This window comes from Paenibacillus sp. FW507-14B1B (genome assembly GCF_058781425.1).
The window spans coordinates 1,466,426-1,482,160 of record NZ_JBYSWS010000002.1; the positions used below are offsets into that span (position 1 = coordinate 1,466,426).

The window sequence follows — 15,735 nt, forward strand, 5'->3', positions numbered from 1 at the left end:
GCCTCCTTTTAATCTAGACATACGTTATACTACTCTAGATCATGGATGCATTCTTGGATGATTGTCCGTGTTAAACCGCCTATTCCTTCCAACATTCCGTTAAACGCCTGTTTCACGAAGGTTATCCCTTTCCAAAGCTATCAATCTATCGTATAGTAAAAAGCAGATATTTAAACCGTCGATATGATTGAATTCATGTGTGAAAAAGGAGGATTTAACCTTGGCAGCTCTGTTTGAGGTGTTGTACTGGATTGCTATGGTCGGCATGTCCATCTCTCTTGTAGCCATAACGTTATTAATTTTTGTTATCGGTTTCAAGTTTATTAAAGACAAACGAAGAGGCCTGGGTGCAGGCTGTATCGCTTTTTCACTTATCGCCGCAGGTATGATTGTGTTTATGCTCAATAAACAATTCTTCTACGCTTGATCTTCGTTATAAGAGACTAAAGAACCCTATTCTATGTAGAATAGGGTTCTTTAGTATAAAATAATTCCTATTTTTGGTATGATCTATAAATATAATTAGATGCGTATATGGAGGCGATCATGATGAACATTGAATTCGGTGAATTGGATCAACTTGAGAATAAGCTCAAGCATATTCAAGAAAAGGCAGAGAAGCTCTCTGATATGAAGCAAGAAGTTCATACAGATGAACTGTTCCCAGATTCATTCGTACAAATGTACACATCTGCATCATCATTTGAGGAATTGTTAAAAGGTGCGGGGTATCAAGGCAATAGCCAAGAAGAGTTCGAGCAATTTATAAATAACGACCTTAATGCTTATCTGGCAGAACACTCTAAAATTACGACATGGAAAGACTTCCAGGATAAAGCGGTTGCGGCTTATGTTGCAAGACAATTGGGACTTTAATGTAATTAAAAGAAAAAGACCTCTATAGAAACAATCGCATCGGGCGATTATTTATAGAGGTCTTTAATCCATTTTTGGTCTTTAAAGATAAGCAACCCCTTAGGGCCCTTTTCGAAAGTGATTCCTTCAGCATCCTCTCGCCTCAACCAGACGACATTAAAGGGGTAAACACATACGTTTATAAATAAATAATAAGGAGAATGGAGGGACAATCCATGAGAAAAATTTTTATGATATTAAGTGTTTTTTTAGGGATTATTACACTATCAGCATGTTCAGAGCAAGAAAATGTACATGAAGCAAGTGATATTTCTTCAGTATCCGATGTACGCCGCATACAAAATTTAGAAGAAGCAGTAAGTTACTCGGATCTTGTTGTTATAGGAACGGTAGATAAAGTACATCCGGCGACTAAAAGGAATATGAATATGAACGCAGATAAGTCTGATCCAATTTATGCTGTATACACCAACCTAGACATTAAAGTAGATAATATAATTTTGGGAAATATTACTCAGGGTCCTCAGGACATGTTTACAATGAAACAAGCAGGTGGGGTGTACGATGGAAAAGAATATGCAACTTACGAACCTATATTAGAAGAAGGAAAAACATATTTATTCTTCTTGGCTACTTACGATAAATATGGCTTACCAGAAGAACCTTACACATTGGTAGGCACTGATGAAATTGTAGTACCCGTGGAAGAGGGGATCGTAAAATTTAACCCTTCTCTCTATCTTACGAATCTACTTGAAACAAAACAAATTAAGGATAAAAAATCCACTGACCATAATGTTGCTATAAATCTAGATGACGTCATCCCCGAGATTATTAAAATTAATGAATACCTTCCTGAACCAAAATATGATATAGATAATTATCTTCCGGATCCAGTTGATACTGATGTAGATTTAAATAGTCTGAAATAAGTTACACTTTTCCAAAATATAAAAACTCCTCAAGCGTAGATAGCTCCTATCTATACTAATGCGCTTCGTGTGCTGTTCTAAAGACATAAAAAACGACCTCCATAACGGTTATTTACCGTCATAAAGGTCGTTATTCACAATCCCAAAACGTTAATTTTGGGTTGTTATTATTCCTAATCGCGATTGAGGACTGTGTTTTTATCGATTCAATCTGCAATCATGGCACCTATGCTTCCGCAAGGTTTCCTTTCGTCACATCCGAAACCATTAACGCCAAAACTCCTCTATTAACAAGGCTCCGCGCTCGGATTGCCCGCATCGGTCTTCGTCCGGAAGGAGCTTCCGCAGCCGCAAGTTACGGTAGCATTCGGGTTATGGATGGTGAAACCACCGGTCATGCCGGATTCCTCGAAATCGATCTCAAGACCATTCAAATATTTCATGCTATCCTTGTCGACAACGATCTTCATGTCGGCAACATTCATATATACATCATTTTCCGTCTCGTCGTCATCAAAGCCCATGGCATAGGAAAATCCGCTGCATCCACCGGAAGTGACGCCCAAACGTAGGAACATATTCGGTGTTTCCTGTTCAGCAAGCATTTCTTTCAAGCGCTCTGCTGCAGTATCGCTAATTGAAATCATAGGTCACCCTCCTTTTCGTTCACTTTTCAGTATACTCCACATCGTTCTATCCCTCAAGCGGCTTGCATCCAAAGTCATGCTATATTTACAGTATTCCCTTTTCCTCCTGTTTGTATTGCCCGACCGTTATGTGAGGTTTATAATAGGGAAGGATCGTGCTCAAGTGTTCGATTTCTGTCACATCCGGCAGCCTAAGCTGCCTTTTTGATGTGTTCGGGTTCATAGTTGTATACATTTCACAAAATCCTTTCATTATAATGGATTGCTTCAAATATCGTAGCGATCTGTTAGCGAATCATTCACCAGGACTGATAATTTTATGCATCTTGTATCATGCAGGTACCACATGCATAAAGAGGAGGAAAATTTATGAACACCCACTTAAATCCACTAATGGATAAAAGAATGGCCGAGATTGTAGAGAAAGTCCAAAACGGGATCCGTTTAGATCTTGAAGACGGTGTCTACTTATACCAAACCGATGACCTTCTAACCCTAGGACAGCTTGCGAATGCAGCAAACCTACGAAAAAATGGGAAAAAGGTCTATTTTATTGAAAATATGAGTTTATATTTCACGAACGTATGTGAATCCCGCTGTGCTTTCTGTAATTTCCGTAAAGATCAGGGCGAGGAAGGTTCCTATACCCTCTCTGGACCAGAGATGATCGAATATGTAGAAGAGCATTTCCATCCAGGTATTCGAGAATTCCACATTGTTGGTGGTCATAATCAGCATGTTCCTTTCCAGTACTATGTAGATTCACTCAAAGCCCTGAATGAGCGTTTCCCAGAGGTAACTTTAAAAGCTTATACAGCTGCTGAAATCGATTTTTTCACTCGCATCAGTGGTCTTAGTATTAAAGAAGTCCTTCAAGAGTTACAAAAAGCCGGCCTCAAGTCCTTGACTGGTGGCGGCGCAGAAATCTTGTCAGATCATTATCGTCAAAAGATGAAGGTCGATAAAGCGAATGTGGATGAGTATCTTGAAGTGCATCGTACCGCGCATAAGCTTGGCATGAAGACACATACCACAATGCTCTATGGTTCCATCGAGACTCATGAAGACCGTATCCGTCATATGCTTCAAATTCGTGATCTGCAAGACGAGACGAATGGATTTATGGTTTTTATTCCGCTCTCCATGCAGCCGAAGAACAAGAACGCTGGCATCATGCGTCGTAACTCAGCTTACGAGGACTTGAAGACCATTGCGATTAGCCGACTCATGCTGGATAACATCGACCATGTGAAAGCTTATTTCATTAATATTGGCGCTCAATTAACCCAAGTGGCACTTAGCTTCGGGGCATCTGATGTTCACGGTACGATTCTTAAAGAACGTATTAGTCATGCCGCAGGTGCATTAACACCAGAAGGCTTAACTCGCAAAGAGCTAATCTGGCTTATTCAAGGCGCTGGAAGAATTCCGGTTGAACGTGATACATTCTATAACGAAATTAAGGTATATGAATAACTAGGGTTCCAAATTACGGAAAAAAGGTTAATGGGATGATATAAAGCTCTGCTTTCCGATCTCTCTAGAAAGGAAGACACTTATATGAAAAAACTCGTCATACTCGGCGGAGGCTATGGTGGTCTTGCCTTAATTCAAGAATTATTCAGCAGTTATCTTCCTCCTGACCTGGAAGTCGTACTTGTCGATCGTATGCCTTATCAAGGTCTAAAAACGGAATACTATGCTCTAGCTGCAGGCACTGTTGCAGATACAGCCCTTCGGGTAAAATTCCCGCAGTACGATAAGCTCAGTATCCATTACGGAGAAGTTACTTCGATTGACTTAGAGTCAAGACAGGTGCATTTACTCAATGATGATCCCATTGAATATGATCAACTGGCTATCGCACTGGGCTGTACAGACCGCTATCACGGAGTCCCAGGTGCAGAAGAATTCACCTGCAGTCTTCAATCCTTTTCTGGAGCAAGAGAAACCTACTTACGATTAAATAACCTCAAACCATATGGTCAAGTCCATATCGTTGGTGGTGGATTAAGCGGCATCGAGCTTGCATCGGACTTAAGAGAAAGTCGGCCAGATCTCAATATCGCGATTCTTGACCGAGGAGCTCGTGTTCTCTCCTCATTCCCGAATCGCTTATCTTCATACATTCAGCGCTGGTTCGAGGAACATAATGTAGAAATTTTAAGTGGGGTTTCTGTGTCGAGAGTAGAACAAGATGTGGTCTACAACATGGATCAGCCCATCCCAACCGATATAACCGTCTGGACAGCAGGGATACAACCTGTTTCTGTAGTCCAGCAGATGGATCTGCCGAAAGACCGCAGTGGACGAATTTTATTGAATGAATTTTATCAAGTGCCTTCCTATCCGGAAGTATATGTCATCGGAGACTGTGCCAGCCTCCCGTTTGTGCCTAGTGCCCAAGCAGCAGGTGCCCAAGCCGAACAGATTGGTCATGTATTGAAAGCGCTATGGAGAGATGATACCCCGAGAGTACATCCCCTGAAATTAAAGGGCACACTCGGTTCGCTTGGAAAACATGCAGGCTTTGGTTTGATGGGAAATACCTCTGTAATGGGCCGTGTTCCAAGACTCCTCAAGAGCGGGGTACTGTGGAAGTCCAAACGCCATTTTTGATCCGTAAATTATTCTTCTTTTATTTCCTTAATTTTCTGAAGAATTGCAATATACAATTCTTCTGCAGTTGCTGCTTCCACGATTTCATCGTTTACCAAGGCAAAAGGTGCTAAGTAGCATTGTCCGCAATTGGTGAGGCAGCCATACTCGACGATTTCGTAAGCCTCCTCAAGTGGCTTTAGAGCTTTATCTGTACCAAAATGAGCGTTACCTGCACAGAATTCAATAATGGGTCGCATAATGAAGTACCTACCTTTAGATTGGCATTTTAATTTACCGGTTTATGTACTATAATATAGGGAGGAAAGGAGTTGAACAAGATGAGCGAAAACGCACAAAGCACCACTTATGATGAAGTGGCTGAAGTGCTCGATAAGCTTCGTCCGTTCCTGCAGCGCGACGGCGGTGACGTGGAGTTGGTCGACGTTGAAGACGGCATCGTAAAGCTGAAATTGGTAGGTGCCTGCGGCAGCTGCCCAAGCTCCACCATTACTTTGAAAGCCGGGATTGAACGTGCCCTGGTTGAAGAGGTAGAAGGCATTCAAGAAGTAGTACAAGTGTTCTAAAAACCATATACAATGTAGAAATAACTCCGCCCTCCCTTCTTTCGTGAAGGGAAGGCGGAGTTTCTGCAATATAAGGGGAATTATAGACCTATTCAGGAATAATTCGTGGACGAATAGGATCTAAACCTCCGGATATATCCATAATGTTGCCTGTTATAAAATCCGACTTCTCCATACATAAATACTCAATAACCCTCGCGATGTCCTCACCACTCCCCGATCTTCCGCGGGGGGTAAGATCATCCGTTATTCCGGATACCTCATCAATCGTCTTTTCCTTATTCGCTCCGCGAATGTCTCCAGGACATACCATGTTTACCGTGATGCCAAACGGAGCTTCTTCTACAGCTAATGTCTTGGTAAACGAGACAAGTCCCACCTTAGCAGCAGCGTATACCGATCGATGGGGCCATGACCTTGCTTCACCCGCATGACCGAAACCAAAGTGGATGATTCTTCCCCATTTTTTCTCTCGCATGGAGGGAAGAACGAGGTGGTCAAGTAACATAACTCCGGTTAGGTTGCCATTAATCAGGTGTACAATTTCATTGGGATCATACTGTGAGAATAAACGTCGCTCCCGAATAAATGGTCCAGCATTATTAACTAGAATATCCACAGGGCCAAGCTGCTCTTCTGTCTGCTTCACAAGACTGTACAGCTCTTTTTCCTCAGCAATATCTGCCTTAACTGCAATCACTCGAACACCCATTCTTTCAATCTCTTCCTTAAGCGTATTCGCTTCATCCTTACTGTTTACATAATTTAATGCGATATCACATCCCTGAGCAGCCAGCGTCAAGGCAGTCATTTTACCAAGTCCTGTTGCACTTCCTGTAATCAACGCCACTTTCCCCTCCAAAGCCTTCCCTCCCCGTACATATACATCTTCCTTCAGTATAAAAGATTTAACCTCCCCTCACAACTTGACCAAATCCGTATTTTTCAATAATGAACTACGAAAAAACCCTTGGACTAAACGTCCAAGGGCGAGTGCATAACTCCATTAAAATGCTGGAATTACCGCACCTTTATATTCTTCTTCAATAAACTTCTTCACGTCATCTGAGGTTAAGGCTTTAGCTAACTTCTGAATGGCTTCAGAATCTTTATTATCTGGACGTGCTACAAGGAGATTGGCATAAGGATTATCTTTATTTTCGATGAAAATAGCATCCTTTGTTGGATCAAGGCCAGCTTCAAGCGCATAGTTCGTATTGATGATTGCCATGTCCATCTCATCCAGCATACGAGGCAGCATTGCAGCTTCCACCTCTTTAATATTAAGGTTCTTTGGATTTTCCGTAATATCTTTAACGGTAGCCTCCAGTTTACTCTCATCCTGCAATTTAATTAGACCATTCTGCGCCATCAAAGCAAGCGCACGTCCTGCGTTTGATGGATCATTCGGTATAGCAACTACAGCACCGTCTTGCAGCTCATCCACCGATTTGATTTTCTTAGAGTATGCACCGAGAGGCTCAACATGAACAGCCACAACCGACTCCAGATCCATTCCCCGCTTCTCTATTTCACTATCCAAGTATGGCTTGTGTTGAAAAAAGTTAGCGTCTAGCTGCTTCTGAGCTACCTGCTGATTCGGAAGCACATAATCTGTAAACTCCACAATTTCAAGCTTTACCCCTTCTTTTTCAAGTGCCGGCTTGATATGCTCCAACATTTGAGAATGGGGCTCAGGTGAAGCACCTACACGTAAAGTCACACTTCCATCGCTTGATTCTGTTGCAGGCTTTTCTCCACAAGCTCCTAACACGGCTACCAATGACAAACTCAGAACTGCTAATGCCCATTTTTTCATCATATGACGCTCCCTTCGAGTCTTGAATTGATTTATATCAAACGTATTTTTCGTTACTTCCTTGTAAAATGTCGTACCATTCGATCTCCTGCCATCTGTAACAGTTGAACCAGCACAATCATCAAGACGACAGCCACAATCATCACTTCAGTTTCATAGCGGTAATACCCATACTTAATGGCTAAATCACCAAGTCCGCCTCCACCTACCATACCTGACATTGCGGTATAGGAAACAAGGGTAACAATTGTGATTGTCATAGCAGCGAGTAGACCTGGTCTTGCTTCAGGAAGAAGTACTCGCCATATCACCTGGCCTGTAGATGATCCCATCGAATGAGCTGCCTCAATCACACCCTTGTCCACCTCATTGAGTGATGTTTCAACTAATCTTGCAAAGAACGGAGCTGCACCAACCACGAGGGGAGGAATCGTCCCAAGCACGCCATAAGACACACCCACAATCGAATTCGTAATCGGAATCATAGCTACAATCAGAATGATAAACGGTACGGAACGAAGGATATTTACCACAAATGACAGAACCCCATATCCAACACGAACCCATCTTGATGAGGATCGGGCTGCCATGTATAACAACACACCAATTGGGAGTCCAATTAGGAATGTAAACAAGGCGGATGATGCCAGCATTTTAAGTGTGTCCAGTATCGCGGTAACAATCTCATCCCAGTTCACTTCAGAAAAATTAAGACCAAACATCAATCCATCACCTCCACATCAAGTCCCTGTTCGAGCAATTTCTGAATGGTTAGGTCAATCGCTTGCATATCGCCTTCAAATCGAACAATCAACTGACCGTACGGTGTGTGTTTAATCGTTGAAATGGTACCTTGTAAGATTGCGAACGCAACTCCGGTTTCACGAACGGTTTGAGAAAGCGTTGATTCATACGTTTTGGAACCGAGAAATGTAATCTTAGCCGCACGGGATGATTCAGCATGAGGAGCATGAATAGCCAATCTTAACGCATCCCCACTATCTGTTTCCTTACGAACAAATTCCTGTGTTACTTCATGTTGAGGTTTTAAGAATACTTTAGTAACGGGACCTTCCTCCACTATTCCACCTTGATGAATAACCGCAACACGGTCACAGATTGTCTGGATGACATGCATTTCGTGAGTAATGAGCACAATCGTTAGATTGAAGCGCTGATTGATGTCGAGAAGCAATCTAAGAATGGAATCGGTTGTCTGTGGATCTAGTGCAGAGGTCGCTTCATCACAGAGCAACACTTCTGGATCGCTCGCAAGCGCCCTTGCAATACCAACCCGTTGTTTCTGTCCACCAGACAACTGCGAAGGGTATTTGTTACGATGTGCCTCCAGTCCAACAAGTTCTAGAAGCTCGTTTACTTTGCGTTCAACCTCAGCCTTCGGTGTCTTAATTAAGCGAAGTGGAAATGCGATATTCTCAAATACCGTTGCAGAAGATAGCAAGTTAAAATGTTGAAAAATCATGCTGATCTTTCGGCGTTCCGCTTGAAGTTGCTTATTGTTAAGCGACGTTAAATTAACTCCATTAACCCAGACCTCACCGGAGGTTGGGCGTTCGAGCAAGTTGATACAACGGATCAATGTACTTTTACCTGCTCCGGAGTGTCCGATAACGCCGAATATTTCACCTTTTTCAATCGACAGATTCAATTCTGACAATGCAGTTGTTAACGTTCCGGCTTTTCCATACTGCTTCGTCAAAGATTTAAGTTCGATCAATCCCAGTTCCTCCTCATACAATTTATCGAATAATACAAAAATAAAAGAGCCCTCTCTTTGCAGAATCAAAAAGGGCCCTCTTTACGTAAAGACGAATGCCTTTTCTCATCTGTCAAAACTGCATGATTATCCGCAGTTTTGAAGGAATTAGCACCATGTCATTCCAAGCGCTTCAGTCACGATTGACTGTACACTAGGAATCGGTTGCCGGGCTTCATCGGGCCTGTCCCTCCGCCTCTCTCGATAAGAAAACATCGATATGAAATTATAATTAATTAGCTTTCAATAACATTTCAATTTCAAGAATGCAATTGTTAGTATAGATTCTTTTTGCATGTTTGTCAAAAGGAATTTATAGGCTTAAAGCCTCAAGAACTTACACCTTTATCCGCCCATAGATCATTAGTATAGCGATAAGAAGCTGACAATGTCTTGCATACCATATCAAGTCCTTGCTTCAAATCATCCAAATGCTGATCCAGATCCTCTAGCTCTATTTTGTCATGGAGCCCTTGGTGCCGCTGCCACAGATCATCTTGCATCTCGGAATTCATATAATGAATCTCTGCATTTCTTCGTTTACGCAGTGCATCGATAGCCGGATCATAATGGTCATTAATCGCTTCCAGTTTACTCGCTAAATCTTCATGTGTTTTGGTATATCTAAATTGACGAACTACTGTAAAGTAGGAAAAATGAGCTTTATACTTTGCAGTATTCAGATTATATATCTCATTCAGTACGGTTCCAAGCTTATCAAGTATGGAGAATACCCGAATGAACCCATCCTTATAAAAATATACATATCGTGCATAGTCGCCTTGTTCCAGTGGAGACATGTCATCAACATATCCCGCTATTACGGATTTACGGAAGTGACTTGCAGCAAACCAACTCTGCTCCAATTCATCCAATGATCCAATGAGACCACGAGTCCAGATCTCCAGCTTGCGGAAGTCATGTGTCGGGTCTTGGCTCTTCTCAATTTCCTTTTGCAGCAACTGCGTTGTCTTTACCATGGTCTCCACTGCATCTTTAAGTAATCCTTCATTTATGCGGGGTGGTTCCCCAAGTAATATTCGAAGCATGGCGTTCCCCCCTAAAAGTTAAGTTCTGGCTTATCGGGACCGATCTCATTCCTATCTTTAAAATGTCCTTAACTAGCCTATATTCATTCCTATATACAACAAAAACCCCGAACAATTGTCCTGGGATTTTGTTGATGAATGCATCTATATACTTCTTTTGTGCGCGTTTGACGAAGTGGACTGATCAAGAAGGGTTCCTTCCGCTAAGGGTCTGCTTAGCTGCCATGCTCTTACGCTTAAATAACATAAAACACCGAACAATCCGGATATGAGTAATGTATGGCCCAAAGCTGCAAAAATATACAATTCTTCATTGTGTAGTGTTGCCATCAAGAGCGGACCACTTAGTACTTGCATTAAACAAAGAATGACTGCTGATACACCCAGCATTTGAATTTCACGATTATTCCGGTTTCGCCAAAAGGCAAAGTGCCCCATCACCGCTACCACCAGTAACAGAATTGCTGCCGCAACCCTATGCATAAAGGCAATACCTACTCCGCCTGAAAGTTCGGGGATAATCTCACCATTACATAACGGCCAGCCTGAGCAGCCTTCTCGCGAATCTGTATGACTCACAAATGCCCCTATGTATACGACGATATAAGAATATATCGTTGTTCCCCATACCAGATTGCGAAACGATTTACTTACCCTAGGAAGCTGTTCAAGCTGCCTTTGATCTTTAGCTTGTTCAATTCTACGCATCGCTAATGCCAACATAACTGAACTCGCAAACGCAATGAGAGAGAATCCGAAATGAAGTGCCATGACAGCTGCCGATTGCGGCACCATAACAGCCATAGCTCCCATAATAGCCTGTAGAATGACAAATATCGCGGTCAAAACCGCGTAAGTAACAATGTCACGTCGCTCTCTTTTGAACATAAAAAAAGCAATTAATGAGGCAAGAGCTGATAAACCTGCCAACCCACTCACTGCCCGGTGAGAGTATTCTATCATCGATGATAAAGTGTAAGCCGGAACAAATTTCCCATTACATAGCGGCCACTCCTGTCCACAACCCATGCCTGAATCTGTCTTCGTCACGACCATCCCACCAAATGTTGCGAAGAACATGACAAGACACGTAAAGTAGCTAAGCCATTTTAATTGTTTATTATTCATGATTTTCACCTGCTGCCATATTCAGAATATATGAAACCTTGACATGCATTTTTTCCAAATTTTTATACACTCCAATATGTATTATACCTGATAAGTACCTTCGGATCATAGATGAATATGACAAAATGTTCAAAAACAAAACACCGCCGACTCATAATACAGTTCAGCGGTGTGATGTATTTACTTGTGTATCGAATCATATACCTCAAGGGCGCGATCTAGGAATGCTTCAATCTCTTCCCGTGACTTACGAAGCTTATTTACAAAACGAACCAATTCACGGCCATCCGTATAAGCTACAAAGCTTGGAATGCCCATAATGTTCTGCTCCTGGCTTACATCACCCACTTGCTCTACATCGACTTCTACCAGTGTTAACCGGTCAGAATATTTCGTTTCCACTTCAGGCATAAATGGATCGATAAATCTGCAATCCACGCACCAATCTGCTTTAAATACAGCTATCGTCAATCTTGGGGACTGAATCGATACCTGAAATTCAGCTTCTGATGTAATCTTTTCCAAGGGAATCTCCCCTTCCGTCTGAATTTGTTCACTTTAAGTGAAGCAAAATGTTGAGTGGAAGTCAAATTTTAAAGCCATACTGACAATAGGTTCACTGACATATGGGAAAGAAGGTGCCTCATGAGCCATTCCGAAGGTTTCAAGAACAAGCACAGCTCCATCTGGTCATTGCTACTTTCCGTGCCTCGAGCAGCCGCTGAAGCAATACATGGCTTCACAGCTTCGTGGACTGCATCCAGTGAGCTAAGACAGGCTCGGAAGGATTTGCAATGGAATGAAGGTGCTGCTAGAAGTATATCTTGCCTACTGGATAAAACAGCCGAAGGCTGCTTACGAGAACGTGCCGGTCAAACGATGAAGTTAGACCCTGAACGCAAAGAATCAGCAGATCATTCACCCTTAGATCACTTGACAGCATCTGATGTTCAGCTTGTTCAGCACATTCAGGAAGCTGTGGCAAAAGACAATCGAAGCAACATCACTCGGACACGTGCTTATCTCGAGCTTTATGACGATTTCCCTGAGATTCACTGGGCACTGCTGGCTCACATGGTTTCAAGAAATGGCGGCTGGAATATGTCTGATATTAAAAGTGGACTTATGACAGACTTAACGGACAGCATGTTTAAGAATTACTTGTATCGGTTTCTAGAACGCTGTAATGCTCTGATCTTTCAGGATGCCTATCCACAGCTACTGCTGTATAAATACAGTAAACAAATGGAACGCAGCTGTTTTCATCTGCTTCCTTATTTTCACGTATCTGCATTTATGGCTCCGTTTTGGGAGCGATTCTGGATTGATCGAAACAGCAGCTTACTGACCGTTGCCCTAATCATCAATGAGCAAAATTATATAGAGGGCCGAGTCGTACAGCATCCTTTTTTTCGTAAACATGTTTTAAACAATTCCTCATTTCGATTACATGAATTGGCACGCTTAAACCAGATTATATTTCCCCTAGGTGAAGCTCACTGTAAACCTAATGTTGATCGGGAATCCATCATGGCTCTCCGGCCTTTAGCTGGATTGACCCTGAATCATTTTGGCAATCCGTCATCTCGAATAAAGGTAGGCAAGTCACTTTATGCCATGCTGTTTGGTTATGAAAATATTTATGAAGGTGTTCTTCAATTTGCACGCAGTACGACTCACTTGGGTTCACGTTCCGAATATTGGCCAGCCTTATTCACACCCTATCCCGATAAGACTATGAACTCACTTGAGGAAAGCAAAGAGCTGCTGCAATCGGAATGGTTGTCCGCTCAACATCAATTATATAGTCCCTTGCTGGAAGATGTGTGGCATGATACCGAATATGAACCGATTCCTCGCTTCGATTGGTTTCAGGAACCAACCATGTTGCGGCATATTAGTAAGCCCATCCGACCTTTCCTTGTGGACATGACTCATGCTCACCGAGCAGCGCTTGAAAGAACCGCGTTTGTCCATGATATAAACGGTCACTTAAGTAAATCATAACCAAAGCGGAGAATGTACTTGCTTATATGGGTTGTCCGCTTAACTATATTCTTGTCTAACAGAAACAGAGCTGTCCCTTAAGATTGGAGGATCTTGCGGGACAGCTCTGTTCTACTATACCCCTCATTGGGGTACAAGTCATTAAGTTAGTACCTCTAGCCGCGTTCACGAAGCCGTGCTGGCTGAAGGCGCATTAATGGACGGAATAATTTTTGCAGTAGTCGAGGGTAACTTGATAGCTCGGATTGACGCAGTACACCTAGCATGATCAGCATAACCAGATAGATGACTACAACAACAGCCCCAACCAATAGACAAGTGATGAAGAATGCAATGCGTGCAGGCATAACATCAACCATCTGGTTACCTAGCTGGTTCACTCCAAAGCCAGCTCCAACTGCAACCAGAACCGTAATCAAAAAGCCTGTCCAGCGACTTCCCAAAATCGAGAATGGAACGATCGCTTTAATGGCACGCAAGTTGAGCACTGTTATGACAAGGAAACAGATAGCCGTTGCACCAATGATCCCATAAATCCCAAATAACGGGGCAAGAATGATACTTGCAACAATCTTAATGATAATACCAATCATAACGTGAATCATGGATACCTTCGCTTTCCCCATCCCAAGGAGGATCGAGCCAGATGTCATCATCGTGATTTGGAATATCGTTCCGAAAGTCAGCATCGCGATAATGCTACTACCGTTAAGGGAACTGAACAGCAGTCCGTTAACGGAATAAGAAGCAGCAACTAGAGCCAGAACGATAGGCATTCCTGTTAAAATAGAAATTTTAAGTGCAAGCGTAACCTGGCGCTGCAGATGGTCCTGATCTTTTCTAGCGTAAGCTGCAGAAATAATCGGGATCAAGGATTGACTGAGCGCTATGGCAAGGATTGGAGGAATACCTGCTATGCTTTGCGCACGTGTACCCAATACGGCAAGAGCAGCTGTTGCTTCCTCTGCTCCGATTTCACCAGTCAATAGCGGCTTGACGATAGATCCATCAATGAAATTGATTGCCGGGACAGCAAGTGATGATAATACAATCGGAATGGATAACGTGAATATCGCTTTATATATTCCACCAAGCGGGATGGATGTATCTGGACCAGGCAATTGAAGTTTATGATCTTGGCGACGAAGCTTCATCGCGAAGAAGATCATCACACCAAAGGCGGCAACACTTCCAAGTACTCCACCGAAGGAAGCCCCTGCGGCTACCCACGTATCATCATAGCCCATCCGAACGAGAATATAAGCTAGACCAATACCAGTAATCACTCTAGCGATCTGCTCAACTATCTGTGATATACCACCGGCCGTCATGAAATTTCTACCTTGAAAATAGCCACGCATCATTGCGATGGTTGGGAATAATAAAAGAGCGGGTGCAAGTGCCTGAATAGCTGCGGCTGATTCTGGTACCTCTGCTACATATGTTGCATAGTACGGTGCAATAAAATACAGCATCAGTGTCATCACAATTCCGGCACCAGCCGAGAAGAACAGCGCTGCCTGATAGATCCGTTTCGCTTCAGACGGTCTGTTTAGCGCATATCGTTCAGATACCATTTTACTCAGTGTGCTTGGTATGCCAGCCGTGGCCAAAGCCAATAACATTAAATACACATTGTTTGCAATTGTAAAGGATGCATCCCCTACGTTATCGAGTAAGTGTTCCAGCGGGATCCGCTGGGCAAGACCCAATACTCTGGCCACTAATGCAGCAGCGGCCAATATGATTGTACCTCTGAGGAAAGTCTCTTTCTTTGACAAGTAAGTACCCTTCTTTCTTCCGATAGGCAACAACTATTGCAGTCATATGCCCTAAAAAATCCAAATCAAGAAAATGATAATCATAGCAAGCTGCAATACAATTTTAACGACAATACTGCTAAAGAGTCCAAGCACGGACCCTAATCCTACTTTCACAGACTTGCCAGGGTTAGAGCCAGCCAATAACTCGCCGATAAAGGCTCCAATGAATGGTCCAATAATTAAACCAAATGCCGGAATAACGAACGGACCAATGATTAAACCAATGGTACTTCCCCAGATGGATGCTTTTGAGCCACCAAGTTTCTTAACTCCCCATGCATTAACCGCATAATCGGCGATAAACAGAACAATCAAGATTAATGTCTGTATAATCCAAAAGAGTGCATTATAATGCTCAAACGTAAAGAACCACCCGTAGACGAACAACGCCAGATAAATGGCCACCACGCCAGGTAGTATCGGATAAATAGCCCCGGCCATACCGACCACAAATAGGGCTATAACAATAATCCAACCTAGTACATCCACTTA

18 protein-coding genes and 1 riboswitch are annotated in these 15,735 nt (G+C 42.7%); of the genes, 7 read left to right on the forward strand and 11 right to left on the reverse strand.

Annotation, left to right across the window (positions count from 1 at the left end):
* Window positions 1-220: 220 nt before the first annotated feature.
* From AC3WJJ_RS15445 to AC3WJJ_RS15455, 3 genes are all read left to right on the forward strand, one after another.
* Entirely contained in the window at window positions 221-427 is a 207-nt protein-coding gene (locus AC3WJJ_RS15445; protein ID WP_492541907.1) for a hypothetical protein, read from the forward strand.
* Window positions 428-549: 122 nt separating this feature from the next.
* Complete coding sequence (locus AC3WJJ_RS15450) at window positions 550-876, forward strand: hypothetical protein (RefSeq protein WP_492541908.1); 327 nt, start codon at window positions 550-552, stop codon at window positions 874-876.
* A gap of 215 nt (window positions 877-1,091) precedes the next feature.
* Window positions 1,092-1,808, forward strand: a complete 717-nt coding sequence (locus AC3WJJ_RS15455; RefSeq protein ID WP_492541910.1) for a hypothetical protein — start codon at window positions 1,092-1,094, stop codon at window positions 1,806-1,808.
* Between the two features lie 287 nt (window positions 1,809-2,095).
* On the opposite strand, the gene AC3WJJ_RS15460 is transcribed toward AC3WJJ_RS15455, so the two are convergent.
* A complete protein-coding gene (locus AC3WJJ_RS15460; protein WP_492541912.1) occupies window positions 2,096-2,455 on the reverse strand; it encodes a HesB/IscA family protein in 360 nt (119 codons plus the stop codon).
* 369 nt (window positions 2,456-2,824) lie between these two features.
* On the opposite strand from AC3WJJ_RS15460, the gene mqnE reads away from it, so the two are divergent.
* Both mqnE and AC3WJJ_RS15470 read left to right on the forward strand, forming a co-directional pair.
* Window positions 2,825-3,931 (forward strand): aminofutalosine synthase MqnE, encoded by a 1,107-nt coding sequence (mqnE, locus tag AC3WJJ_RS15465; protein WP_422658253.1) that lies wholly within the window; start codon window positions 2,825-2,827, stop codon window positions 3,929-3,931.
* Window positions 3,932-4,015: 84 nt separating this feature from the next.
* On the forward strand, window positions 4,016-5,074 hold the full coding sequence (locus tag AC3WJJ_RS15470) for an NAD(P)/FAD-dependent oxidoreductase (RefSeq protein WP_492541915.1): 1,059 nt from the start codon (window positions 4,016-4,018) through the stop codon (window positions 5,072-5,074).
* A gap of 8 nt (window positions 5,075-5,082) precedes the next feature.
* Here the strand turns inward: AC3WJJ_RS15470 and AC3WJJ_RS15475 are convergent, their stop codons facing one another.
* Window positions 5,083-5,313 carry a YuzB family protein gene (locus AC3WJJ_RS15475; RefSeq protein ID WP_492541916.1) on the reverse strand — a complete coding sequence of 77 codons (231 nt, stop codon included), beginning with the start codon at window positions 5,311-5,313 and terminating at the stop codon, window positions 5,083-5,085.
* Between the two features lie 81 nt (window positions 5,314-5,394).
* On the opposite strand from AC3WJJ_RS15475, the gene AC3WJJ_RS15480 reads away from it, so the two are divergent.
* The gene (locus AC3WJJ_RS15480) at window positions 5,395-5,640 is read left to right on the forward strand and encodes a NifU family protein (protein WP_208917847.1); all 246 of its coding nucleotides are present in this window, start codon (window positions 5,395-5,397) and stop codon (window positions 5,638-5,640) included.
* 88 nt (window positions 5,641-5,728) lie between these two features.
* Here AC3WJJ_RS15480 and AC3WJJ_RS15485 read toward each other — a convergent pair whose 3' ends face one another.
* The 7 genes from AC3WJJ_RS15485 to AC3WJJ_RS15515 all read right to left on the reverse strand — a co-directional run bounded on the left by AC3WJJ_RS15485 (window position 5,729) and on the right by AC3WJJ_RS15515 (window position 11,938).
* Window positions 5,729-6,502, reverse strand: a complete 774-nt coding sequence (locus tag AC3WJJ_RS15485) for an SDR family oxidoreductase (RefSeq protein WP_492541918.1) — start codon at window positions 6,500-6,502, stop codon at window positions 5,729-5,731.
* A gap of 144 nt (window positions 6,503-6,646) precedes the next feature.
* On the reverse strand, window positions 6,647-7,459 hold the full coding sequence (locus AC3WJJ_RS15490) for a MetQ/NlpA family ABC transporter substrate-binding protein (protein WP_492542075.1): 813 nt from the start codon (window positions 7,457-7,459) through the stop codon (window positions 6,647-6,649).
* Between the two features lie 53 nt (window positions 7,460-7,512).
* Window positions 7,513-8,181 carry a methionine ABC transporter permease gene (locus AC3WJJ_RS15495; RefSeq protein ID WP_492541920.1) on the reverse strand — a complete coding sequence of 223 codons (669 nt, stop codon included), beginning with the start codon at window positions 8,179-8,181 and terminating at the stop codon, window positions 7,513-7,515.
* The gene (locus AC3WJJ_RS15500) at window positions 8,181-9,197 is read right to left on the reverse strand and encodes a methionine ABC transporter ATP-binding protein (protein WP_492541922.1); all 1,017 of its coding nucleotides are present in this window, start codon (window positions 9,195-9,197) and stop codon (window positions 8,181-8,183) included. Before AC3WJJ_RS15500 ends, AC3WJJ_RS15495 begins: the two co-directional genes overlap by 1 nt.
* 102 nt (window positions 9,198-9,299) lie before the next feature.
* Window positions 9,300-9,447, reverse strand: a riboswitch (SAM riboswitch).
* A 118-nt stretch (window positions 9,448-9,565) separates the two neighbouring features.
* Window positions 9,566-10,285 carry a Cthe_2314 family HEPN domain-containing protein gene (locus tag AC3WJJ_RS15505; protein ID WP_492541924.1) on the reverse strand — a complete coding sequence of 240 codons (720 nt, stop codon included), beginning with the start codon at window positions 10,283-10,285 and terminating at the stop codon, window positions 9,566-9,568.
* A 144-nt stretch (window positions 10,286-10,429) separates the two neighbouring features.
* Window positions 10,430-11,413, reverse strand: coding sequence for a COX15/CtaA family protein (locus AC3WJJ_RS15510; RefSeq protein ID WP_492541926.1), 984 nt, complete (start codon window positions 11,411-11,413; stop codon window positions 10,430-10,432).
* Between the two features lie 180 nt (window positions 11,414-11,593).
* Window positions 11,594-11,938 (reverse strand): thioredoxin family protein, encoded by a 345-nt coding sequence (locus AC3WJJ_RS15515; protein ID WP_422658261.1) that lies wholly within the window; start codon window positions 11,936-11,938, stop codon window positions 11,594-11,596.
* 120 nt (window positions 11,939-12,058) lie between these two features.
* Here AC3WJJ_RS15515 and AC3WJJ_RS15520 point away from each other — a divergent pair, with 120 nt between their 5' ends.
* Window positions 12,059-13,420, forward strand: coding sequence for a DUF2515 family protein (locus AC3WJJ_RS15520; protein ID WP_492541929.1), 1,362 nt, complete (start codon window positions 12,059-12,061; stop codon window positions 13,418-13,420).
* A 155-nt stretch (window positions 13,421-13,575) separates the two neighbouring features.
* Here AC3WJJ_RS15520 and AC3WJJ_RS15525 read toward each other — a convergent pair whose 3' ends face one another.
* Window positions 13,576-15,201 carry a putative polysaccharide biosynthesis protein gene (locus AC3WJJ_RS15525; protein ID WP_492541931.1) on the reverse strand — a complete coding sequence of 542 codons (1,626 nt, stop codon included), beginning with the start codon at window positions 15,199-15,201 and terminating at the stop codon, window positions 13,576-13,578.
* 51 nt (window positions 15,202-15,252) lie between these two features.
* A complete protein-coding gene (locus tag AC3WJJ_RS15530; RefSeq protein WP_492541933.1) occupies window positions 15,253-15,732 on the reverse strand; it encodes a DUF456 domain-containing protein in 480 nt (159 codons plus the stop codon).
* Between the last annotated feature and the right edge of the window lie 3 nt (window positions 15,733-15,735).